The following is a 23,269-nucleotide window of genomic DNA, read 5'->3' on the forward strand; positions in this document are numbered from 1 at the left end:
CCTAGGCGTTCTCGCCAGCCTCGATGTCCCAGCCCGAGATCGCCTTGCTGTCCATGAACTCCTCAAGCCCGGCAATACCGCCTTCGCGCGCACGCCCGGACGCTTTGACGCCGCCGAAGGCCGAACCGCGACCCCGGCTTTCGCCATTCATCTCGACCATGCCGGACCGCAACTTCCTGGCCAGACGATTGCGACGCGCGCCGTCCTGCGTCTGAACGTAATTGGTCAGCCCGTAGATCGTGTCGTTTGCGATCTCGACCGCCTCGTCCTCGGTGTCGAAGGGGATGATCGACAGGACCGGACCGAAGATTTCCTGCCGCGCAATCGTCATGTCGTTGGTGACGTCGGCAAAGACCGTCGGACGCACGAAATAGCCGCGGTTGACGCCTTCGGGCAGGCCGGTGCCGCCGGCGACCAGCCGGGCGCCTTCGTCGATGCCCTTCTGGATCAGATCCTGGATCTTGTCCCATTGCTGCTTGCTGACCACGGGCCCGATATGCGGGCCTGCATCATGGGCAGACCCGACACGGGTGTCTTCGGCAACCTTGGCCGCCAGAGCCACCGCCTTGTCATAGGCGGGACGCTCGACCAGCATCCGGGTCGGCGCGTTGCAGGACTGGCCGCTGTTGTAGAAACAGTGCCGCGCGCCGCGGATCACCGCCTTTTCGTCGGCATCGGCAAATATCAGGTTCGCCCCCTTGCCGCCCAGTTCCAGCACCACCTTCTTGACCGTATCGGCCGCGGCCTTGGTGATCGCGATCCCGGCCCGGGTCGAGCCGGTGAAGCTGATCATGTCCACATCGGGATGGGTCGACAACTGCGTGCCGACGCCTTGGCCGTCACCATTCACCATGTTGAAGACGCCGGGCGGGAAACCGGCCTCATCCACCATCTCGGCAAAGACGATCGAGGACAGCGGCGCGATCTCGCTGGGCTTCAGGATCACCGTGTTGCCCGCAAGCAGCGCGGGCGTGACCTTCAGCGTGACCTGGTTCATCGGCCAGTTCCACGGCGTGATCAGGCCCACGACGCCTACAGGCTCCCACGCGATGCGGCTGCTGGGCGCGTGATCGCCCAGCGGACGGACGAACTCGAAGTCGCGGAACGTTTCGATGAAGGTCTCGATATGCCAGCTTCCGGCTTCAGCCTGATCGGCAAGCGACATGTCGGCGGGCGCCCCCATCTCATGCGTGATCGCCGCAGCCATGTCGCCGGCGCGCTTCTTGTAGACGGCCAGCAACCGCTCCACCGCAGCAAGACGCTCGGCCGGCGGAGTGTCGGCCCAGGCCGGAAAGGCGGCCTTCGCCGCAGCGACCGCACGGTCGGTATCGGCCTGATCGCCCAAGCTGATGACCGCCACTGGCTCTTCGGTCGTGGGGTCGATCACCTCCAGATCCTGCGGTGCGGCCGGATCGACCCACGCACCGTCGATGTAGAACTTGCGCTTGTCTGCCAGGTCGGACATCCGGACCTCCTCTTGATGCTGTCTGGGCTTCAAGGTGGCACCGCCGATCCGCCGCCGCAAGAGCGCCCGAGCAGCGGCGTTCGACGGAAACATTCGCCTTGTCAGGGCTTTCATTCGCAACGGCTCTGCCTATCTTCAGGGCCAAGGCCAACCAATCGAGGGGTTCAATCATGTCCTTGCGCATCAATGACGTCGCGCCCGATCTGACGGTCAATACGACCGAAGGCGAGATCAAGATCCACGACTGGATCGGCGACGGCTATGCGGTGATCTTCAGCCATCCGCGCGACTTCACGCCGGTCTGCACGACCGAATTCGGTGCCGTGGCGCAGTTGGCCGGTGAGTTCGAGAATCGCAACACCAAGGTTCTTGGCGTCTCGGTCGACAGCCTCGATGATCACGTCAAGTGGAAGAACGACATCGCCGAATTCGCTGGAAGTCCGGCGAACTTCGCGATGGTGGACGACCGCGATCTGGCGATGGCCAAGGCCTACGACATGCTGCCCGCTGAGTATTACCTGCCGACGGAAGGCCGGACGCCCGCCCATTCGGCAACGGTGCGCAGCGTTTTCATCATCGGGCCGGACAAGAAGGTTCGCCTGACGATGACCTATCCGATGACCATCGGGCGCAACTTTGCCGAGATCCTGCGCGCGCTTGATGCGGTGCGCAAGACCGATGGCGTGCCGATCGCCACACCCGCGAACTGGGTGCCGGGACAGGATGTGATCGTCGCGCTGAGCCTCGACGATGCAGAGGCCGAAAAGCGGTACGGCACTCTGGACAAGAAGCTGCCGTATCTGCGCTTTGCCAAGGACCCGGCCTGATCGGCGCCGCGGATGGCGCGTTCCGACCGTCCGCTTTCGCGAAAGCTGATCCGGCTGGGCTTCCGGGCGATGGGTGCCGCGCGCGCCCATCGACAGGATATCTGGCCGGGTCTGTCCATCGACCGCGACAGAGGCCTAGTCCGTTGGCGGGGATCGACGCTTCTGGAACTGACGACAACCGTTGCGATCGTGCCCCGAAGCCTGCCGATGATTGCGGTGGTCGGGTCAGGCCCATCCCTGAGAATTCAGCGGATCGAGGCGCTCGGCGACCGCACCGCAATCCTCTGCAACGGCGCTGCTAGCCTTTCCGACCGCATCCGTCCCCTGGCCGTGGCCGTGGAGGATGAGCGGTTCGTCTTTCGCCATCAATTGATGCTCGCGGCGTTGGATGCTTCCATCCCGCTCTTGCTGTCGCCCGCCGCAATCCGGGCCTGGGCCGAGGTTGACACGGCCAGTTTGCGGGGACGAACGGTGGCATTGATCGAAAATCTCGCCAAACCGGTGAACGCTTCGAGGCGCTCGCTGAGCGAGGTGCAGACCGACGTTGCCTCGGACGGGTCCACCTTTCTGTCGCGCGATCCTGATGCAGGGGTGGTCATCACCGGCACGGTTGCCTTCTCGGCGCTACAGTTTGCGCTTGCCGCGAGGCCCGGAAAAATTCTGCTGGCAGGTATCGATCTCAGCAACGACGCGCAACCGCGCTTCTATGAGACAGGTGATAGCGCGCCTTCGGGGTTGAGCGCCGGCCTGACACGGATCCTCGCGGGCTTCGCGCTCGCATACCGAGAGGCACAAAAGCAGGGCACGGAGCTGACCTGCGCCTCACCGGTCTCCGCACTGCTACCGCTTGGCATCCCGTATGACGACACGCTAACCTCGTCATGATGATCCAGCATCCGGCCTATCTGCAAACCGACGACGCGTTTTGCGACGGCGTGATGACATCGCTGCAGTGCGACGGGAAAACGCCACGTTCAGTCTCGCTTCGCCGGATATCGCTGCCCCGGGACACAGGTATCTGGTCGCTGGCCCGCACGTGGCGCGCATCGATGAGCTTCCCGCCGGGTGAAGGCATGGTTCACAGGGTCGGCGCCGCAGGGCGAATGCAGGCGTTATCGCGCCAGTTACAGGATGGGCCCGTCGATTTCCTCTGCATCTGGCGCGGTCTGCTTGGCCGATCGCTGATGGGAACCTATCTTGCCCGGTCGCTGGGCGTGCCCTGCGCGTTCTTCGAGCGCGGGCCGCTTCCCGGCTGGTTGCAGATCGACCCGAACGGCGTAAACGCCCGCAATTCCGTCCCGCGCGACGCCGCCTTCTTTCGGCGTTGGCGTGCGACATTCGAAGGGCCACAGGCCGACTGGCGCGACCTTCGCGCGACGCTGCAAGCGCGGACACCACGACGCGCCCTGTCCCGGCAGGACCGCCGGGAAGACTGGTCCGGCGAAGGCCCGTTCCTGTTCGTTCCCTTTCAGCTGAACGTGGCGAATGATCCCTTGCCCGACGCCGGATGGGCCGCCGATGCCGGCGACCTAGTCGAGGTACTGGCGCGCGCAAGCCTGTCACTGCCGAAAGGCTGGCATCTGCGGCTGAAGCCACATCCCAATGCCCGCGGCGATCTGGCCCGACTGGTCGACCGGCATCCGAACGCGAGGATGGTCATCGACCGCACGACGAATTCGCTTGATCAGCTGAAGGCGTCGCGCGGCGTCATCACGGTCAATTCCGCGATGGGCATCGAGGCGTTCTTCTTCGACAAGCCGGTCATCGTCTTGGGCGACAGCTATTACGGCGGGCTCGGCCGCACAGAACTGGCACCCTCGCCCGAGGCGCTGGCCTTGCTGTTGGCCGACCCCGATGCTCTACAGTTCGACGCGACCGCCCGCGACGATCTGATGACGTTTCTCTTCAACGACTATTTCGTCCGAGACGAGGATCTTCGCGCCGGCCACTTCACCGCGCAAGACCTTCTTGCGCGCCATGCAAGGCACGAAGCCTTGGCGGCTCGAGAAGAGCAGTGAGGCAGATGTTGTCCATCGAGAGCGGATTCTGTCGCCGCCTCAGCGGCCGAGCCGCTTCATCCTTCTGATCAGGCCATGAACACCTGGTATTCGATGCCAGGGCTTTGGCGGCGCGATATCACTGCGCGATGACCGCTGGAGCGCAAGCGGCGTTCTGGTGGCGACAACCGTCAGTTCCGGATGAGCACGCCGAAACCAGTTATAGGCGCCATCGACATGCATCGGCCCGCCTGCGGGATCCCCCTCATTCCGCGCAAGCATTGCCTCGAAGTAAGGCACAACCGCTTTTGAGCATGCTCTGCTCACCCCCAGGAAATGGGAAAGATTGACTATACTATCCGGTCGCAATTCGAGCAGATCGGTCTGGATGACTTTTTCTTCGTGCCGAGGGGATAGCGTTCCGACAGACATGAACAGATCCCATGATCCACCATTTAAGTAAGGCCGCAATTGGCCGAACCGCTTGGCAAAATCAGAAACGAAACTTGCGTCATCTTCAAGAATCAGGGCGTGATCAACCTCGGTGGCAAGGATGTCTTGATGTACGCGAAGGTGGCTCTCAAAGCATCCTCTCGCACCGCGGCTAGGGAACTTACCTGCATCGTTCGGCCTGCTCGCCTCGAACAGGATCACACGGTTGTCGGTCAAGCTAAGACCCAGATGGGCTAACTCCGCTTCCATCTCGTCCCGACGGTCCTTTCGCTCTGGCAGGTTGATAACGTAGATCCGCTGAAAAACAGCGAGCAAGTCAACTGTATCTGGCATGGGAACCCTCTCAGAGATGGCCGCGAGACCACGCGCCTCTCAAGCACGCTGACGTATCTATCCTGATAAACGCAGAACAGCCCCACAAGGGGGCTGTTCCGGATCATGTCGCGCGGCGCTCAGGCGTCGGCTTCTTCCTTGTTCTCGGTGATTTCCTCACCGGTCTCCTGGTCGACCATCTTCATGCCAAGGCGGACCTTGCCACGGTCGTCGAAGCCCAGAAGCTTGACCTTCACTTCCTGGCCTTCCTTCAGCGCGTCCGACGGATGGTTCAGGCGCTTGTTGGCGATCTGGCTGACATGGACCAGCCCGTCGCGCTTGCCGAAGAAATTCACGAAAGCGCCGAAATCGACCAGTTTCACCACCTTGCCGGTGTAGATCTGGCCTTCTTCAGGCTCGGCCACGATCGAGTGGATCATGTCGTAGGCCTTCTTGATCGAATCCCCGTTGGCCGAAGCGATCTTGATGACGCCGTCGTCGTTGATGTCGACCTTGGCGCCGGAAACCTCGACGATCTCGCGGATCACCTTGCCGCCCGAACCGATCACTTCGCGGATCTTGTCGGTCGGGATGGTCATCGTCTCGATACGCGGGGCGTGGGCCGAGAATTCGCGGCGACCCTCGGTCAGCGCCTTGCCCATCTCGGCCAGGATGTGCATCCGGCCGTCCTTGGCCTGCGCCAGCGCCTGTTCCATGATCTCGGGCGTGATGCCTGCGACCTTGATGTCCATCTGCAGCGAGGTGATGCCGCTTTCCGTGCCGGCGACCTTGAAGTCCATGTCGCCCAGATGATCCTCGTCACCCAGGATGTCGGTCAGGACCGCATACTTGCCGTCGTCTTCCAGGATCAGGCCCATGGCCACACCCGCCACCGGCGACTTCAGCGGCACGCCCGCATCCATCATCGACAGCGACCCACCGCAGACCGACGCCATCGAGGACGAACCGTTCGACTCCGTGATCTCGGACACGACGCGGATCGTGTAGGGGAAGTCCGTCGCCGCGGGCAGGACCGCCTGCAGCGCCCGCCACGCGAGCTTGCCGTGGCCGATCTCGCGACGACCCGGAGGACCAAAGCGCCCGACCTCGCCGACCGAGTACGGCGGGAAGTTGTAGTGCAGCAGGAAGTTCGAGCGCGAGTTGCCATGCAGCGCGTCGATGATCTGTTCGTCATCTCCGGTGCCCAGCGTGGTGACGACCAGACCCTGCGTCTCGCCGCGGGTGAACAGGGCCGAACCGTGCGTCCGCGGCAGGAAGCCGACTTCGCAATCGATCGGACGCACCGTCTTGGTGTCGCGACCGTCGATCCGGGCGCCGCCGTTGATGATGTCGCCGCGCAGGATGCCCGATTCCAGCTTCTTCAGGGCCGAACCAAGGTTCGGATCGGCCAGTTCGTCCTCGGACAGGCTTTCCTTGACCTTGGTCTTGGTCGCGGCGACCGCGTCCTGACGCTCGGCCTTGTCCTTGATCGCGTAGGCGGCGCGCATGTCGGCCTCGCCCAGCGATTTCACGCGGTCATAAAGCGCGCTGTAGTCCGGCGACTGGAAGTCGAACGGCTCTTTCGCGGCAGCTTCGGCCAGATCGACTATCAGGTCGATGACCGGCTGCATCTGCTCGTGGCCGAACTTGACCGCGCCCAGCATCTCGGCCTCGGACAGCTCATAGGCTTCCGATTCGACCATCATGACGGCGTCCTTGGTGCCGGCGACGACCAGATCCAGACGCTGTTCGGGATTGTTGCGCAGCTGGTCCATGTCCTGAACTTCGGGGTTCAGAATGTATTCGCCATCGCTGAAGCCGACGCGTGCCGCGCCGATGGGGCCCATGAAGGGCACGCCGGAAATCGTCAGCGCCGCCGAAGCCGCGATCATGGCGACGATGTCGGGATCGTTGACCAGGTCATGGCTCAGCACGGTGCAGATCACCAGCACTTCGTTCTTGAAGCCTTTGGCGAAAAGCGGGCGGATCGGACGGTCGATCAGGCGCGAGGTCAGCGTCTCTTTCTCGGTCGGACGGCCTTCACGCTTGAAGAACCCGCCGGGCACCTTGCCGGCGGCGTAGTATTTCTCGTTGTAGTGCACGGTCAGCGGGAAGAAGTCCTGACCGGGCTTCGGCTCGCGCGCGTAGGTGACGTTGGCCATGACGCTGGTCTCGCCCAGAGTGGCGATCACCGAGCCGTCAGCCTGACGGGCAACCTTGCCCGTTTCCAGCGTGAGCGTTTCCTGGCCCCACTGGATAGATTTTTTCACTTCATCAAACATCTGGTTTCCTCACGGGCGCACCGGCCCTCCGGCCGCCCTTGTCAAATGGCGGCCCCATTGCCGCCGCCCCAATCCTGATGCGTCGCCCCGGGGCCGGGCCTCACGTCGCAGATGGCGGGCCTTTACAGCAAATGGTGCAGTTTGGGAAGGCCCGCGGGCCCGGGCGTCAAAGCGCCCGTCAGGGGCGCGTCGCTATGTTCAGGGTCCAGTCTTTGGCGGTGCCGGTATCGATCTCGACGAAGCGCGCGTCCAGATAGCCGCGCAGCAGGCAATTCGCGTTGCCCTCGATCCGGAAGCGCTTGGGGGCCACGCAGAGCGGCACCGAACCCGACAGCGCCTCCTTGCCGAAAACGTCGGTTGCGAAGACATAGAGGTAGCGCGCCGGCAGATCTCCGCGGATCAGGGTTGCGCATTGGTTCGGCGCGACGCGCCACCAACCTTCGGACCGAAAATCATCGTCATGGGGCTGGCCAAGCGCGATGTTGAGGACGTCGAAACTCTGATTGCATAGCCTGAACTCGGCACGCGCGGCCGGCGCGGCGAGGGCTATCGCGAAACCAAATGTCGCAAGACTCAGGCAACGCATCGCGAAATCCTGGCGGCGCGCACTAGGCGGCGAAACGTCCTGTGCGCTGCACGCGCCATTCAGCAACCTTTGAAGCAAGTGGTCCGTCGATCAGGCTTATCAGCCTTCATAATCATGTTATGCATTGGCGACGTTCAAGATTCGAGAGGTTCGACCGTGGCTGTTCTCGCTCGCTGCAAGCTCGCCGCCCTGACGTTTCTGCTCGCCACCGCGCCTGCGATGGCTCAGGTCGAGGCGCCTGCTGACGATGGGTCCGGCGATGCGGCGGCGACACAAGATGCGGGTCGGATCGTGCTGGAACTGAACGGCGCGACCGACACCGACGCGGGTGCCTGCCGGATGACCTTCGTGGCGACCAATGACAGCGGCGAGGCGTTCGAGCGAACCGCCTGGCAGGTGGGCGTCTTCGATGGCGAGGGGATCGTGCGTTCGATCCTGGTCCTTGAATTCGGGGCGCTGAGCGACGGCAAGACCAAGATCGTGCTGTTCGATCTGCCCGGCAGCGGCTGCGCCGACATCTCGCGCGTCGTCGTGAACGATGTCGCCCAGTGCCAGCCCGAAGGCGCGGCCGAAACCGAGCTTGCCGACACCTGCCTCGATGCGCTCTCGACGCGCTCGCGCACCGAACTCGACTTCGGCATCTGAACCCGATGCAGTTCGAGTTTCTGTCCGGCCTTTCCGCGTCGACCTATGTCGTGTTCGCCGCGCTTGTCGCGCTGTCGATCGTTTCGGTCACGGTCACGATCTTCAAGGTGATGCAGTTCTCGCGCATGGGCGTCGGTCATGCGCAGCCCGCCGAGGCTGTGCTGGATGACTGGCTGCAGGGCCGTCCGGACGAGGCGATGCGCCGGGCCTCGTCAAACGACTCCGTCCTGACCCGGGTACTGGGCGCCGTCATGGCGGGGCTGCGCGCCCGTCCCGGCGACCCGGCCTATGCCGAAGAACTGGGCCGCCAGTCGGCTCTGGTAGAACTGGCTGCGCTGAACGGACGCATGAGGTTGCTGGAATCCGTCGTTCAGGCCGCGCCGCTTCTGGGATTGCTGGGCACGGTGATCGGGATGATCGACGCCTTCTCTGCCCTGTCGGTCGCTGAAACCGCTGTCGATCCGGCGCAGCTTGCCGGTGGGATCTGGACCGCGCTGACCACGACGGCGATGGGCCTCGCCATCGCGCTGGTCACATATTTCATCAGCAACTGGCTGGAATCGCGGATCGAGGCCGAGCATCAAGGGATCGAGATGGCGATCTCGGCTGCGATCCACGGGCGCGTCACCGGCACCGGCCAGCGGCGCTGATCATGGCCGGCGTCGCGATCCACCGGATCGAGCTGCCGCGCCGCGCCCGTGGCCGCACCTTCACTCTGACCGCGCTGGCCGATGCGATGTTTCAGCTGCTGATCTTCTTCATGCTGTCGTCGAACCTGACGCCCTATTCGCTGATGCCGTTGCGCAGCGGCGCGCTGGCGGCCGATGCCAGTGGCGGGGATGACGCGGACGGCGAGGCGTCCCGGACGGATGTCGTGTCCGCGCAGGACACCGCGATCTGGTCGGTCAGCCGCGATTCCATCGTGTCGAGCGGACAGCGCTTTGGGTTCGACCGTCTGGGTGACCTTGCCGCCGCGATGCAGGCGGGCGGCACCGAACGGGTTCTGCTGGTGACGCGACCCGGCGCGCAGGTTCAGGGCATGGTCGCGGTGCTTGAAGCTGTAGCCGCCCATGGGATCACCGACGTTCAGGTCGCAAGCGGCGGGACGGGTTCATGAGCGTCGTGCTGCCGCGCCGCCGCCGCTCACCTAGGATCGATGTGTCGATCGCGATCGTCAACATCGTCCTGCTGCTGATCTTCTTCTTTCTGGTCACCGGACAGGTCACTGCAGATGAACGGGTCGAGGGTGTGGCACTGCCCAAAACCAGCGCATTGCCGCTGGACCAGCTGCCGCGCCCGATCCTGATCGTCGAGTCCGGCGGCGGCCTGCTGCTGAACGGCGAGCCGGTCGCAGCCGACCTGCTTGGCGTGGCGCTGGATGCCTTGCCCCAGCCGGTCACGCTGCACCTTTTGATCGACCGCACGGCGCCCGCCGACGGTCTGGTCGCGTTGCTGAACCATCCTGCACTCGACGACAGGGCGGTCAAGCTGGTGACGCTGCGCGACAGGGCGGCGCGATGATCGGTGGACTGGTCGAACGCCGCAAACACTGGCTTCAGGCTTTGGTCCTGTCGCTGGGGCTGCACGGCGTAGGCGCGGCGGCGATCCTCGATGTGATCCCGTCGCTGCCGCGGCGCACTGACGAGACCATTTCGCTGCAGATCGAGATCGCGCCGCTGGACGTCACCACCGGCTCGGTCGGGGCGGCGACGCTGACGCCTGCGCAACCGGTCCCGACCGCCGAGGGAGAGGCGGTGATGCCAGAGCAAGCGGTACCGGCAGGTGCAGACGCGGTGACGCCGACACAGACCGATATCCTCAGCCCGGCAGAGGATCTTCGTTCCGTGATCGCCCCGACGCCGGTGGCACCGCAGTCTAACGCGACCGCCAATCTGCCCGGCATCGACATCGCGCTTGCACCCACGACACAATCGCGCGCCAACGGCGCGGAGGGCAGCGGCGCAGATGCGGCAGCGTTGGATGCGGGTCTCGCCGCGCTGATCGGCTCGATCCGGCAGCAGGTGGCCGAGCCATGCCTGATCGCCTTGCCCCGCAACGTGGAGGATGGAGGTCTGCGTGTCACGCTGCTGGGCGAGGATGAGGCGCGCTTCGCGCCGCTGATCGAGGCGGTTGATCCGCCGCAGGGCGTTGCACTCAGCCAGCAGCCGCTTCTCGTGGATGCCCGCCAGTGCCCGGCGGTGAACTTCGCGCGTGCCTATCGAAGCTATCCGGTTTTTCCGCTGCGCATCGCACTCGACACCACTACCCTTGCCGCGGGCGAGCCCCTGACCGGCACGATCAGCGGCATTGCGGACGGTGATACGCTGGCGCTGCTGCTGATCGACGACAACGGCGTGGTGCAGGACCTGACCAGATTTTTCACCGCCGGCAGGGGATCGGCAACCGCCTTCGACGTGCCCGCGCGGCGGGCCGGCGATCCGCGCGAGACCGCGCAGTTGCTGATCGCCCTGACCAGTCCCGTGCCGATCGAGACGGTTTCACTGCGAGACGGACAGCTAGCCGAGGACGTCTTCGCAGCACTGTCGGCCGAGATCGGCGATCCTGCCGCGATCAAGATCGGCCTCGCCAGTTTCGACCTGCGCTGAATCTCAGGCGAAGTCGTAGGCGAAGCGGCCGTCCTCGACCCGAATCGTCACGTCCGACATTCCGCGCGACTCGACCATCCGCGACAGAACCTGCCGCGACAGGTCGGGCAGGATCGAATTGGTGATGATGTTGTCGATCATCCGTCCACCGCTGTCGGGATCGCGACACTGTGCGACGATATGCTCGATCACGGCATCATCCCAACCCAACCGAGCGCCATGCGCCTCGCGCAGTCGGCGCACGATGGCGCCCAGTTTCAGCCGCGCGATGCCAGCCAGCACCTCGGACCCAAGCGGGAAATAGGGGATCGTCACGATCCGGCCCAGAAGCGCGGGGGGAAACACCTTCAGCAACTCGGGCTTCAGGGCCGCATCCAGCGTCTCAGGATCGGGTGCGGTGTCGCTTCCCTCTGCCATCCGCATGATCACGTCGGTCCCGACATTCGAGGTCAGCAGGATGAGCGTGTTCTTGAAGTCGATCGCACGGCCGTTGCCATCCTCCATCATGCCCTTGTCGAAGACCTGGAAGAACAGTTCGTGGACGTCGGGATGCGCCTTCTCGATCTCGTCAAGCAACACCACGGAATAGGGTTTGCGCCGCACCGCTTCGGTCAATCGCCCACCCTCGCCATAGCCGACATAGCCCGGCGGCGCGCCTTTCAGCAGGCTGACCGAATGCGCTTCCTGAAACTCGGACATGTTGATGGTGATGACGCTCTGCTCGCCACCGTAAAGCTGTTCGGCCAGGGCCAGCGCGGTTTCCGTCTTGCCGACGCCCGAGGGGCCGACGAGCATGAAGACACCGATGGGCTTGGCCGGGTTAGAAAGACCCGCGCGGCTGGTCTCCACCCGCCGTGCGATCATCTGCAATCCATGATCCTGCCCGATCACCCGTTCGCGCAGATGGTCGGCAAGGCCAAGGATCGCCTGCAATTCGTCAGCGACCATTCGCCCGGCGGGGATACCGGTCCAATCGCTGATGACGGTTGCGACGGCCTGTTCGTCGACATGGGACCGGACCATCCGGTCGTCGGGGTTCCTCGCATCCAGGGCAGCCGCGGCTTCAGCCATCGCGGCGCGGATCGCACCGACGTCGTCGTGCCCTTCGGCCAGCTTGGCGCGAAGCGCCACGATCCGATCCACCGTCTCTTTTTCCTCGGCATACATCGCCTCGAACGCGGCCAGCCTCTCGCGCAGCGTTTCGGCCTCGGCACGCGCGTCTGCCAGACGATCCTCGTCCGTCTCGCCCAGATCGCGCGCAGCTTCCTTGGCTGCGATCTCGGCTTCAAGCGAAGCGATGTCTTCGCGCAAATCGGCGATGCGTGCCGGCGTGGAGGACATGCCGACCGCGACACGGGCGCAGGCCGTGTCCAGAAGAGAGACCGCCTTGTCCGGCAATTGTCGCGCCGGCAGATAGCGCGCAGACAGCTTGACCGCCGCCACGATCGCAGCGTCGGAAATGCGGACGCCGTGATGTTCCTCCATCGGGCGCAGGATGCCCCGGATCATGTGACAACACTGGTCGATCCCAGGCTCGGCGATCTGAATCGGCTGGAAGCGCCGGGTCAGCGCGGGATCCTTTTCGAAATAGGTCCGGTATTCGGCCCAGGTCGTCGCGCCGATCGTCCGCAGCGTGCCGCGCGCCAGCGCCGGCTTCATCAGGTTGGCGGCATCGCCCGTCCCCTGCGCACCGCCGGCGCCGACCAGCGTATGCGCCTCGTCGATGAACAGGATGATCGGGGTCGGGCTGGCCTGGACCTCATCGATCAGCGATTTCAGCCGCTGCTCGAACTCGCCGCGCATGCTGGCGCCGGCCTGCATCGCCTGGATGTCGAGCATGTGCAGCCGTGTCCCCTTCAGCGCGGGCGGTACGTCGCCCGTTGCAAGACGCTGGGCAAAGCCTTCGACAATGGCTGTCTTGCCCACCCCTGCCTCACCGGTCAGGATCGGGTTGTTCTGCCGCCGCCGCATCAGCACGTCGATGATCTGGCGGATCTCGTCCTCGCGTCCGACGACCCGATCCATCTTGCCGGATTGCGCCTCGGCGGTCATGTCGGTCGAGAACCGGCCCAGCGCCGTCGTCGCGCCTTCACCTTGTGCCGCCCCCGGCGTCCCCGCGCCCAGCAGCCCCGATCCGTCCATCGGGCGCATCGTCTCTTCTTCGCTGTCGGCCCACAAAGTCCGGCTGTCCTGGCCCAACCGGTCGGGGCCGATTTCGGCGAGGGTCGGCGAGGCGAGCGTCATCTCGCGCCGCAGGTTCGCATCGTTCAGTAAAGCCGTTAGCGCATGGCCCGTCCGGATCTGCGCTTCGCCGAAGAACAGTGTCGCGTAGGTCCAGGCGTGATTCAGCGTGGCCCCGAGACTGGCAGAGATCCCGGGCGTCTCGGTCACGCCCTTCTTCAGGCTCCCCATCGCCCGGTCGAGATCCTTCAGCACCTGCCCGCGATCCAGCGACAATGCGGCAAGCGTCACCGAGATATCGGAATTGCGGTTCGACACCGCATGGAAGAGCCAGTGGCAGATTTCGACATGACGATTCCCCTCGCCCCGCGCGTGCCGCATCGCCTGGATGAAGGCGTCGTAGCCCGCGCGGTTCATCTTGCCGGCAAAGGTTTCGATCGTGATCTCGGTCATGCGGCCTCTTGCGTCGGAAGATATTCGGGATCGAGCGCGAAGCGAGCCGCCTCGACCATCGTATCGGGGTCGAGATCGGAGGCAGGTGCTAGGGCGGCCATCCAGCCAAGCCGTCCGGCCTGCCCCAGGCTGGTCTGACCGATCTCGGTCGCGGGCAGCGACAGGGCCACCTCGACCACCATCGAACGTCCGAGGTACCAGAAAACGATGTCCGCCAGGCGTTGATAGCCAGGCTGGCCGGGCAGGTAGCGTCCGTATTCCTCCAGCGAGCGGGCCGACAGATGCAGCGCGATCTTGTCGTTCACTGACTGCACCCGGGCGCCCAGATACATGTCGCGGCCCAGCGAGCAGCCCTGCTGGCCGAGCGTGCTGGTATCGCCGGGCTCGAACTCCATCCACAGCGGCACATGTTCCTCGACCGAAACGGCGATCTGAAGATGCGTCTCGATCATCTGGCGCAGCCGAACGGGGCAGCGGACGCGGCCCCCGAACAGTGAAACCATCGGCAGACGCGCGATGTCGGGAAGACCGTCATGGTCACGGAAGGCAGGCGTGCCGACGCCCGCGACCGCCGCGACATAGCGGTTGAAGCGATCCTCGGTCGGATGATCGTATTGCGTGATCGCGTGGCTGTCGGACCACGCCCTGAAGAACAACTGCAGAAAGCGAGTCGCCAGCAGGTCGGTGAAGGCCACGAAGCTGTCGTCGCCGCCTTCAAGCCAGCGCGCGACCTCTTCAGTCGTGTTCAGCGGAAGCGGCCCCTGCGGCCCGAAAAGACCCAGGACCTGCGCGCGCAGCGCATCGGCGCGAGGCGGCGCGAAGTCGCCCGCCGGAAAGGCAAGCGACGGGTCCTGCCCGATCCGCACCGTTTCATCCGATAGCCGCCGGTTGCGTCCGATCGGCGGTTTGTCGGGCGCGGCGCGTTCCAGATCGCGCAGCAGGGAGAGGAAGCCCTGCCCGCTCACAACAGCGCTCCCGACCCGGTGCGCGGCGGCCAGCGCATGACCTCACCCCGTTGCTGGCTGATCGTCACCGACCGCGTGAAACTGTTCACGCTGGCATATTCAGCGAAGAAACGGTCCAGAACGGCGGCGAGCAGGATCATCCCGCTGCCCTCGAATGCGGTCTCATCGAAGGTCACGGCGATTTCCAGGCCGCGGGCCGGAAAATAGCCGTCGGCGCGGCGGATCGAGCGGACGACGGGCCGGGTCTTCAGTTCGATGATGCCCTGAATCTGCGTTTCGGTGATCGTGTCCGACAAATCCGCGAACAGGCTCAGCAATTCGCGCAGCGCGGCCGCGCCATCCCGACCAGGACGATCGTCCAGCCCGAAATGGTTCAGCGACAGGTAGGAGATCAGGCGCCAATAGACGTCGCCCTGCACGGCGCGATGTGGCGCGGCGCGGTCGATGTCCAGCATCGACTCGCGCGGCGGCGTGGGTCCAGCGACACAGGCCAGCGCCACGGTCGTGTCGCGCGCCAGATGGAAATCATCGGTGCCACCCGCGATCGGCAGGTATTCAGGCAGGTGGCGATTGGAACAGAGCGTCCGGATCTGCAGCCGCTGCGCGCGAATGCCGCCGTCCTCTGCCGGTGGTTCATAAAGCGCGACGTAGGTTTCGGTGCCGCGATAGCGGTGACGCAACCCGAAGCGACGTTCCTGCGGGGTCAGCCGCCGCGGCTTGCGCCGGGCTGTGTAGTACAGCGCCTGGCGCGGCGCGGTCTGACCGTCGGGCAGCGCGTAGAGGGGGCGGACAGGGACTTTCCCCGCACCGCTGTCGTAATGCGCGAAGACGCCAGTGATCCGTTGAACCTCGTAATGGGTCAGCGGGCTGGAATCTGGTGTGACGACGAATTCATGGCGCTTCGGGTCAAGCCTGATCTGGCTTGCCGTTTCCTCGAACAGGTTGATGGCGGGGGCGCAGTTCAGCCGCGCGTGACCGCGCCCGACGCGAGCAGCCAGCCGTTCATCGCTGCGCCGGAATTCCAGCACCAGGTCGCATTCCTGCGCAGTGATCCGCGTCATCAGCGGGCCGAGACCGGTCAGCCGCAGACCCAGATACTTGCGCGGAAAGACGAACGCCTCGCGCAGTTCCGCGAAACCGTCGAACAGCCGCGTGTCGCGCGAGAACAGCCGTTCGTCACGGCCAAAGCCGATCTGTTCGATCTGGTCGGGTGCCAGTCGCAGAAAGACGGGATCGCCGTTCTGGTCCAGCCAGCGAAGGCTAGCCCGCAATCGGTCGCAGTGGATCTGTTCGTAAAGCGGCACCGCATGGGCCATGTCGCCAGTCAAGTGGATGATCAGGCTGTCGGGTCGCAGATCGGCCAAAGTCCCCTTGGTGGTTCGCGCGATCGCAATCTGCAGGCCGGCCTTGGTCGCGGGATCGGGGTCCTGCCCCAGGGCGCCCAGCGGGCCGGGTCCGGCAAGATAGGTGATGTCGCCGATCGCCAGCGGCCGCAGCGTCAGCGAGGCCGCCAGTGCAAAGCGACAGGCGACGCGTCCGTCCGTGTCCGAGAAACGCGCGTCGAGATAATCACCCGCCGCGAATTCGCGCGGCTCGTCCGTGTCGCGACCTTCGGCGGGGGGTTGCGCCTGGACAAGCATCACGGATGGCGTCGGCGCCAGGGCGTCCGGGAAGATCTGTTCCAGCAGTTCGGTGGTGAAGGTGCGGAATTCCTCGTCCAGCTTCAGCTGCACACGCGCGGCAAGGAAAGCCGTCCCTTCCAGCAGACCTGCAACCGCGGGATCCGTGTTGTCACGCAGCAGGCCGCCCAAACGGTCGGCGATGCCCGGATATTCGGCTGCAAATTCGGCCGATCGTTCGTAAAGCAGCGCAAGTTCGCGGTTGTAGGCGTCGCGAAAGGCCTTCTTCATCGTTCCGCCCTCACCGGACGGACTCGGCGGGCAACATGCGCAGCTTGCCCGCGCCCATGTCCACCTCTGCCACGAAGTCCATCGGGATGTCGGCAGGTGAGGCGATCATCTCGGCCACGATGTCGAAGAATAGGCGCTGATCGGACTGACTGCTGCGGTCAGTCGCGCGCACCTCGATCGTCCGGGGATTGAGCCTCGTTTCGTGACGGATCAGCGTTTCGCGGATCGCCTCCGCGATGCGCCGTGCGGTCTCGTTGCTGCGCGTCAGGCTGGACAGGTCACGGAAGCCGTAATTGATCACCGACCGCTCGACATAGGGCGCATCGCCAAGGTCGATCGCGGCGTCGAGCCGCACGGTGTTCAGAAGACTCGCGATGTCCAGCGCAAGATCGCGGCGAAGGCTTGCCTCATCACTGCCCTCTCGGCTGGCGCGACGGCGGGCCGAGATCATCCGCGCATCACCCTGGCGCTGGCTTGCGGGCGCGGCGTCGCGCGCATCGCCCGCCGCAGCAGCGGCGCGGAAGATCTGCAGAACCGACATGCGGCGATCCCGGATCAGGCGGTCACTTGGATCAGTGGAGGGCATGAGCGCTGATGGTGCAAAGGCCCCGGCGCGGGTTCAGCGCCGCGCCGGGGCCATGACATGCGGAACCGCAAGGATCCCGACGGATCAGGCGTTCCATTCCTTGTTCTCGGCGATGTCCCAACCGGCCATCGTTTCGGCACCCGCCGCGCCGGACTCCTCCTGCAGCGTGTAGACGACTTCGAACTTGCGGAAGTTCAGCGTCAGAGTTTCCTGGATCCGGTCCAGACCATCCTTCTGACCACCGGTATTGTAGCTGGTGATCATGATGTTCTGCAGCTTGATGCGGAAATACTCGACCGGCGCCCCGCCGCCCGATTTCCGCACGATCAGTTCGCCGTTCTCGATATGCTCACCCGAGGTGCAACGCTTGATCAGATCGTTCGAGGCGAGATCGACGTATTTCGTCAGCGTGATATCGGAGACGTTCACTTTCCCGCCGCCGCCGCCTTTGCCCAGGTGGGTCGTGCCGGACTGGGTCAGACCCCAGGACCAGGCAAGCACGTCGATATTGTCGCGGTGACGATCATCTTGGGACTCGCCCTTGATGTTGTTGGAAAGCTTCAGAAAGATATCAACAGCCATAGCGATTTCTCCTGTGTCTTCAGCTGTGCGTCAATTCCGTGCAGCCGTCGCGACGTGCGACGGTTGCCTTTTCGTCAATTGCCCTTCGGCAGCTTGGACACGAGGCTCATCCCGATATCCATTCCCTCAAGCTGGAAATGCGGCTTCAGATAGAACTTGCCGACATAGTAGCCCGGATTTTCCTCGTCCTCGACGACCTCGACCTTGGCGCCCGCCAGCGGTTTCTTGGCCTTTTCGCGCTCGCTCGCGCTTTCGGGATTGCCCGAGACATACTTGTTCACCCAGGTCTGCAGCTGTGTCTGCAGTTGCAGACGATCGGGGTTCTGGCCGATCTTGTCGCGAACCATAACCTTCAGGTAGTGACTGAAGCGTGACACGGCGAAGATGTAGGGCAGACGCGACGACATGTTGTCGGAAGCTGTCGCCATGTCATCCGTGTACTTCTTCGGACGATACAGCGTCTGCGCGCCGATGAAGGCAGCCTTGTCGGTATGCTTGCGGTGGATCAGCCCGATCAGGCCCGCTTTCGACAATTCGCCTTCACGCCGATCGGTGATCGACACTTCGGTCGGGCATTTCAGGTCTTTCGAGCCGTCGCCCGTGTCGAAAGCGTGGGTCGGCAGATTCAGAACCTCGCCGCCTGACTGAACGCCGCGGATCTGGACCGTCCAGCCGTATTCCTTGTGCGCGCGGTTGATGTTCACCGCCATCGCATGGGCCGCGTTCATCCAGGCGTATTGCCGGCCGTCATGACCATCGGTCTCTTCCTCAAAATCGAATTCCGGGACGACCGAATTGCTGTTCTGGCCATAGGGTTCGCGCGACAGGACGCGCGGCAGGGTCAGCGCGATGTAGCGGCTGTCCTCGCTGTCGCGAAGGCTGTTCCACGCAGCGTAATCCGGCGTGTCGAAGATTTCCGACAGATCGGGCGGGGTGCCGATCTCGTTCCAGCTGTCCATGCCCAGAAGTTCGGGCGCGGCCGAGCTGATGAACGGCGCGTGAGCCGCTGCAGCGACCTTGCCGATCGCTCGCAACAATCCGACATCGGCGGTCGACTGATCGAAATAGTAGTCGCCGATGATCGCACCGAAGGGCTTGCCGCCCAGCGTACCGAATTCCTGTTCGTAGATCTTCAGGTGCAGCGGCGACTTGTCCCATTTCGCCCCCGGATAGCGACGCATCATCGCCGCCAGTTCCTGTTTCGAGGCGTTGAGCACCTTGACCCGAAGGCTGGCATCGGTTTCCGAATTGTTGACCGTGTAAGCAAGACCGCGCCACGAAGCTTCCAGTTTCTGGAATTCCTCGTCATGCATGATCGCGTTCAATTGGTCGGTCAGCTTGCGGTCCATCCGGGCCAGCATCGAGGTGACCGTGTCGATCACATCCTCGCCGATCAGCGACTGGTCGGCCAGCGCCTCGTCCACCAGCGCCGCGACGGCGTTGTCGACCTCTTTGGCGGCGACTTCCGTGCGCGGCTTGATGGTCTGGCGCAGAATGTCGGAGAATTCGTCGAGTTCGCCCAGATCGCGGGTCGCGTCGCCCTGACGTTGCGTGTTCTCGGCCATCACTCGTCCTCCGCCGTGCTGGACTTCGCCTTTTCACGCTCGGCCAGCGCGGCCATCAGTTCGGGATCGTTCAGCAATTGCCGGATCTGGTCCTGAGCCTTGGGTTTGCTGCTGAGATAACGCTGGAGATTGGCGAGGTGTTCACGCGCCTCCAGCAATTTCTTCAGGGCCGGGACCTGGCGCGCGATGGCGGCGGGTTCGAAGTCGGCCATCTTGGTGAATTCCAGCGATACCCCGACACGCTGACCGTCCTCGCCACCCAGCCGGTTCTCGACGTGGGTCGACAAGGCAGGTGCGATGCTGGCCATGTACTCGTCCAGCGACGCCGCCGTCACATCGACGAAGTCACGCTCTTCCATCGGCGCCTTATCGACCTTCGAGGCGTTGCCCGACAGGTCCGACAACACACCCATCACGAAGGGCAGTTCGACCATCTTCTCGCTGTCGTAGGGATCCTCGTACGAGATGTTCACGCGCGGCGGGCGATTTCTCTTGATGAAATCCGTGGCTTTGTCAGCGGCCATTACAGAACTCCTGGACGATCATCGGGACGAAACGCGCAAATGCCGGTGGAGTCAACAAGCGCGGGCTATGCTTTAACGATAGGGCGGAATTCGGCCTTGATCTTCGGCACGTCATTCCGAGGTGGGTCGCGGAATAAGCTCGGCCACGATGGCCTGAAAACCCTTGTCCATCAAGCCGCGGGCGCGCGCCAACAGGATCGGGATCGGGCTTGCTGGTTCGACACGCTGGTAGAAGCTTTCGACGCCCAGCAGGATCGCGGCAAGCTGGCTGCGATCTGTCGGTTGCGACAGAGGGGCCGAGACATCCTCGACCGGCGGCTCCTCGAAACCACCCTCGACCGATTGCGACAGCGCGCGCAGACGATCCATCGGCAGCGAGAATCCGGTCTCGCGACCAAAGCTAATCACGGCCCGCCCCGCTTCGCCCGGCATCAGCACCTCCAGCGCCTCGATCAGCGGACGCCCGACCAAGAGGCGGGCTTGCGTGACCAGAAGAAGTGCGGGTGATGACGGTTCATTGCGGGCCAGCCAGCGTTCGGCGGCGGTCAGGGCCGCGCGGACGGCCGCGCGGTCGGCGATCGAGACCGCAGGCAGGGCCCCTGCTCCGGTTGCTGACGTTGCTGGTTCCGGCTGATCCTGATCCGTTTCGATCGCAGCAGGCTGCGACACGGTTGCCCGGGACAGGTCTGGCTGCGCCTTGGCGATCAGATCCAGCATCGCGGCAAGCGTGACCTGTGTATCCTGAAACGCGGGACGGATCCGTCCGCCTTCCTCGCTGCCCGACAATTGCGCGATGTCGGCCAGCGCGTCGGCCGCCTGTGACAAAGCCGCATGGGTCCGCTCGATCGAAGCGCGATGGGCGGCACCGGACAGCGCCGACAGGACAGCGTCCCGGTCCGGCACCTCTTCGCCCGCTCGTGGCTGCGCCTGACCCTGCGCGATCATCATCCGGCGCCACGTCGCGTCGGCGCGACCGTTCAGCGCAAGGTGCTGCAGCGGCATGATGATGGCGGTCACCGACCCGAGCGCATCCAGCGCAGCGCGCCGATCGGACAGGGCCGAGGCAGGTGTCGGATGAACCGACGCACCGTGCGCTCGCATCAGCGCCGCAACGACAACCAACGTATCGGCAAAATCGGCCGGTCGAGCGGCGAGGATCTGGAACCGAGCGAGCAGGGACAGCAACCGCAGGTCGCGCGAACGACGCAGAAGCGCGGTGATTGCCTGCGTCTCGGCCGACAGATTGATCGATTTCGGATCGAAGACACGGTCGATACTGCCCTCGACCCCTGCCATGCCGGGGATGACGTAGCGCTCGGGCAGCCGCGCCTCTGCCTCATAGTAATAGTCGGCGAAGGCCGGATCATCGTTGGCCGCAAGATCGGGCCCGCAGGGGGGCGCGTCGGGCAGAGGGTCGAGGATCCAGTCGAGAGTCATGCCCGCTCCGCTATCTGCCGCCACGGCTGGCGCCCGGGTCGCCGCGACCCTCGACATCGCGGTAGACAGCCGCGAAATGATCGAGGAATTCATCCAGCATTCCATTGTCGTGCCGCGCCGCCTTGGCGTCCCATCGTTCCACGAACAACTCCCACGCCTTGGCCTTGCGGTTGCCGCCAAGACGGCGGGTGTCCGCATCGGCCTCGATCCCTTCCGGGCTGAGGTCGGACAGCAATGCACCCAAAGCCGGCTGCAGCGCCGCGAACAATGCCGCCTGATGCAGGCGCAGGTCGCGCAGGGCCTCATCCAGCCCATCCGGCGCAGTCATGAAGCCGTCGCGCGGCTTCAGGAACAGCGCCTCGACCGCCTGCGCCGGGTCGGGGAGGAACTTCAGCGGGTTGTTGTCGGTGGCCGCGCGCATGGTCCGTTCGCCCGTGCGCGCGAATTGCTTGGCGGCGGCGCGATCCTGCAGCGCCATCATGATCTGCTGCACGACGGAATGCATCGTCCGGCCCAACGCGGTCGCCAGCGCGCTTGCATCGACATCCCCGTACAGTTCCGGCGGCAGGCCGACCCCCTTGCAGAAAGCGCGGACGAAATCGGCATCGGGCGTGGGCTGGGACGGTGGCTTGACCCCTGTCGTCTCACGCGCAGACGAACCTGCCTGTGGCGCTGGCTGGACCGCGGCGGGCGACGGCCTTGGTGCACCGGTCGGAATGAAATCGCTGGCGAAATCATCCATCGGGCGCAGCGGCCGGGCGGGCAGCGGCTCCACCGGTTCGAACCCGCCGCCGATCGCCCAAGGGTCGTCATCCACGCGCGGCGCATGAGAGCGGTCGGGCAACGAGTCACTGCTGATCCGATGTGCTTCCCCGTCTCCACCGGAAGCCGCGCCTCCTTGACCAAACAGGGCTACGATCAGGTATTGCCCGACCTGAAAGCGATCGCCGTCCTGCAGGGGGTGCGGGCCGTCCATCCTATAGCGCTGACCCTGCAGAAACGTCCCGTTGGTCGAGACGTCGCGCAACCACCATCCGCGAGCGTCGTGATAGACATCGAAATGATGGCCCGAAATGTGGCGGCTTGCATCGGGAAGCACCCAATCCATCGCCCGCGAGCGTCCGCCAGACAGTCCGCTTTGCGGCACCACGATCCGCGATGGACCGCCATCGTCCATCGTCTGGTGGTTTTCGATCTGCAGGACAAGCGACATGGGCTGACGGGATCTCAATAGACGCGGAACAGGGATTCGGCCATGTCGATGAACCGTGCCAGATAGACCGAACGGGCGCGCAGATCGGACCGGGCGAGACAGGACAGCACGGCGCTGTTGACCGAGCGCGGCGCGCGGTGCAGCGCCGCAGGCATCGGATCATTCGGCGCCACCGGCCCGCCCGACCAGGCGACGGCCAGCCCCAGCAGGACCGAGGGTGACCGCGACGGCGCCCACAATGCCTCTAGCGCGATCCGCTGGCGCATCGCGGTCGATGGATGGTCCAGCCAGGCCGCGATCAATTCCATCATCGGCCGCTCCATCGGGTCGAGATGCTCGGCCATCAGGCGTAGACACTCGTATCCCCAGCGAACAGCCATCTGCGGCAAGGCGGCGAAAGCGGTATAGGTCACGGCCTCTTCCGGCGTGGTCGAGGATCGGAGGCGACCCAGAAACGCCAGCGCATCTTCGCCCGGACGCGGGCGTTGCTGGGTCAGTTCGGCGATCTGCGGAAGATTGAGAAACAGTTCCTGCGGCGCGTCGTAGCGCAGCGACCCCATCGGCGGCCGGGTCTTTTCGGCATCGGACCGCGCGGGCGGCAGGCTGTTGTCGTTCATGGCGTCATGAAAACCGAAGGCTGCGATCCGCCGCAGGATGGCGGGAAGCCAGCGTCAAGGTCA

General features: G+C 64.5%; 22 protein-coding genes. 8 read left to right on the forward strand and 14 right to left on the reverse strand.

The features are described from left to right. Position 1 precedes the first annotated feature (1 nt). Positions 2–1,465, reverse strand: a complete 1,464-nt coding sequence (locus MLD63_RS01755; RefSeq protein ID WP_439957606.1) for an aldehyde dehydrogenase family protein — start codon at positions 1,463–1,465, stop codon at positions 2–4. Positions 1,466–1,635: 170 nt separating this feature from the next. Between MLD63_RS01755 and MLD63_RS01760 the strand changes: the two genes are divergently transcribed. From MLD63_RS01760 to MLD63_RS01770, 3 genes are all read left to right on the forward strand, one after another. Then, the gene (locus MLD63_RS01760) at positions 1,636–2,292 is read left to right on the forward strand and encodes a peroxiredoxin (protein WP_255328114.1); all 657 of its coding nucleotides are present in this window, start codon (positions 1,636–1,638) and stop codon (positions 2,290–2,292) included. A gap of 207 nt (positions 2,293–2,499) precedes the next feature. Further along, the gene (locus MLD63_RS01765; RefSeq protein ID WP_255328115.1) at positions 2,500–3,177 is read left to right on the forward strand and encodes a WaaZ-like lipopolysaccharide core biosynthesis protein; all 678 of its coding nucleotides are present in this window, start codon (positions 2,500–2,502) and stop codon (positions 3,175–3,177) included. Further along, positions 3,174–4,310 carry a capsular polysaccharide export protein, LipB/KpsS family gene (locus MLD63_RS01770; protein ID WP_255328116.1) on the forward strand — a complete coding sequence of 379 codons (1,137 nt, stop codon included), beginning with the start codon at positions 3,174–3,176 and terminating at the stop codon, positions 4,308–4,310. The genes MLD63_RS01765 and MLD63_RS01770 overlap by 4 nt, the downstream gene beginning before the upstream one ends. Positions 4,311–4,349: 39 nt before the next feature. Here MLD63_RS01770 and MLD63_RS01775 read toward each other — a convergent pair whose 3' ends face one another. From MLD63_RS01775 to MLD63_RS01785, 3 genes are all read right to left on the reverse strand, one after another. After that, the gene (locus tag MLD63_RS01775; protein ID WP_255328118.1) at positions 4,350–5,075 is read right to left on the reverse strand and encodes a glycosyltransferase family 25 protein; all 726 of its coding nucleotides are present in this window, start codon (positions 5,073–5,075) and stop codon (positions 4,350–4,352) included. 119 nt (positions 5,076–5,194) lie between these two features. Further along, a complete protein-coding gene (pnp, locus tag MLD63_RS01780) occupies positions 5,195–7,336 on the reverse strand; it encodes a polyribonucleotide nucleotidyltransferase (protein WP_255328119.1) in 2,142 nt (713 codons plus the stop codon). 178 nt (positions 7,337–7,514) lie between these two features. Then, a complete protein-coding gene (locus MLD63_RS01785) occupies positions 7,515–7,922 on the reverse strand; it encodes a DUF1036 domain-containing protein (RefSeq protein ID WP_255328120.1) in 408 nt (135 codons plus the stop codon). 156 nt (positions 7,923–8,078) lie between these two features. On the opposite strand from MLD63_RS01785, the gene MLD63_RS01790 reads away from it, so the two are divergent. From MLD63_RS01790 to MLD63_RS01810, 5 genes are read left to right on the forward strand one after another with little or no spacing between them, the layout of a single operon-like run. Next, a complete protein-coding gene (locus MLD63_RS01790; RefSeq protein WP_255328121.1) occupies positions 8,079–8,567 on the forward strand; it encodes a hypothetical protein in 489 nt (162 codons plus the stop codon). Positions 8,568–8,572: 5 nt separating this feature from the next. Further along, positions 8,573–9,217, forward strand: coding sequence for a MotA/TolQ/ExbB proton channel family protein (locus tag MLD63_RS01795; protein WP_255328122.1), 645 nt, complete (start codon positions 8,573–8,575; stop codon positions 9,215–9,217). 2 nt (positions 9,218–9,219) lie between these two features. Beyond that, positions 9,220–9,684: an ExbD/TolR family protein gene (locus tag MLD63_RS01800; RefSeq protein WP_255328123.1), complete on the forward strand. Its 465-nt coding sequence runs from the start codon at positions 9,220–9,222 to the stop codon at positions 9,682–9,684. Then, positions 9,681–10,088, forward strand: a complete 408-nt coding sequence (locus tag MLD63_RS01805) for an ExbD/TolR family protein (RefSeq protein WP_255328124.1) — start codon at positions 9,681–9,683, stop codon at positions 10,086–10,088. Before MLD63_RS01800 ends, MLD63_RS01805 begins: the two co-directional genes overlap by 4 nt. After that, entirely contained in the window at positions 10,085–11,173 is a 1,089-nt protein-coding gene (locus tag MLD63_RS01810; RefSeq protein ID WP_255328125.1) for a hypothetical protein, read from the forward strand. The genes MLD63_RS01805 and MLD63_RS01810 overlap by 4 nt, the downstream gene beginning before the upstream one ends. Before the next feature lie 3 nt (positions 11,174–11,176). Here MLD63_RS01810 and tssH read toward each other — a convergent pair whose 3' ends face one another. From tssH to MLD63_RS01860, 10 genes are all read right to left on the reverse strand, one after another. After that, entirely contained in the window at positions 11,177–13,807 is a 2,631-nt protein-coding gene (tssH, locus tag MLD63_RS01815) for a type VI secretion system ATPase TssH (protein WP_255328126.1), read from the reverse strand. Beyond that, entirely contained in the window at positions 13,804–14,772 is a 969-nt protein-coding gene (gene tssG, locus MLD63_RS01820) for a type VI secretion system baseplate subunit TssG (RefSeq protein WP_255328127.1), read from the reverse strand. The genes tssH and tssG overlap by 4 nt, the downstream gene beginning before the upstream one ends. Next, on the reverse strand, positions 14,769–16,682 hold the full coding sequence (gene tssF / locus MLD63_RS01825; protein WP_255328128.1) for a type VI secretion system baseplate subunit TssF: 1,914 nt from the start codon (positions 16,680–16,682) through the stop codon (positions 14,769–14,771). Before tssF ends, tssG begins: the two co-directional genes overlap by 4 nt. 10 nt (positions 16,683–16,692) lie before the next feature. Next, complete coding sequence (gene tssE / locus MLD63_RS01830; RefSeq protein WP_255328129.1) at positions 16,693–17,223, reverse strand: type VI secretion system baseplate subunit TssE; 531 nt, start codon at positions 17,221–17,223, stop codon at positions 16,693–16,695. 129 nt (positions 17,224–17,352) lie between these two features. Continuing rightward, complete coding sequence (locus MLD63_RS01835; protein ID WP_255328130.1) at positions 17,353–17,850, reverse strand: Hcp family type VI secretion system effector; 498 nt, start codon at positions 17,848–17,850, stop codon at positions 17,353–17,355. A 74-nt stretch (positions 17,851–17,924) separates the two neighbouring features. Continuing rightward, positions 17,925–19,415 carry a type VI secretion system contractile sheath large subunit gene (gene tssC, locus MLD63_RS01840; RefSeq protein WP_255328131.1) on the reverse strand — a complete coding sequence of 497 codons (1,491 nt, stop codon included), beginning with the start codon at positions 19,413–19,415 and terminating at the stop codon, positions 17,925–17,927. After that, positions 19,415–19,939, reverse strand: a complete 525-nt coding sequence (tssB, locus tag MLD63_RS01845) for a type VI secretion system contractile sheath small subunit (RefSeq protein WP_255328132.1) — start codon at positions 19,937–19,939, stop codon at positions 19,415–19,417. Before tssB ends, tssC begins: the two co-directional genes overlap by 1 nt. A gap of 111 nt (positions 19,940–20,050) precedes the next feature. Beyond that, positions 20,051–21,376: a type VI secretion system protein TssA gene (locus tag MLD63_RS01850; RefSeq protein WP_255328133.1), complete on the reverse strand. Its 1,326-nt coding sequence runs from the start codon at positions 21,374–21,376 to the stop codon at positions 20,051–20,053. Between the two features lie 10 nt (positions 21,377–21,386). Further along, a complete protein-coding gene (gene tagH, locus MLD63_RS01855) occupies positions 21,387–22,589 on the reverse strand; it encodes a type VI secretion system-associated FHA domain protein TagH (protein WP_255328134.1) in 1,203 nt (400 codons plus the stop codon). 14 nt (positions 22,590–22,603) lie between these two features. After that, complete coding sequence (locus MLD63_RS01860) at positions 22,604–23,206, reverse strand: DUF6931 family protein (protein ID WP_255328135.1); 603 nt, start codon at positions 23,204–23,206, stop codon at positions 22,604–22,606. Between the last annotated feature and the right edge of the window lie 63 nt (positions 23,207–23,269).

Source organism: Paracoccus albicereus (genome assembly GCF_024359525.1).
GTDB classification, from domain to species: domain Bacteria; phylum Pseudomonadota; class Alphaproteobacteria; order Rhodobacterales; family Rhodobacteraceae; genus Paracoccus; species Paracoccus albicereus.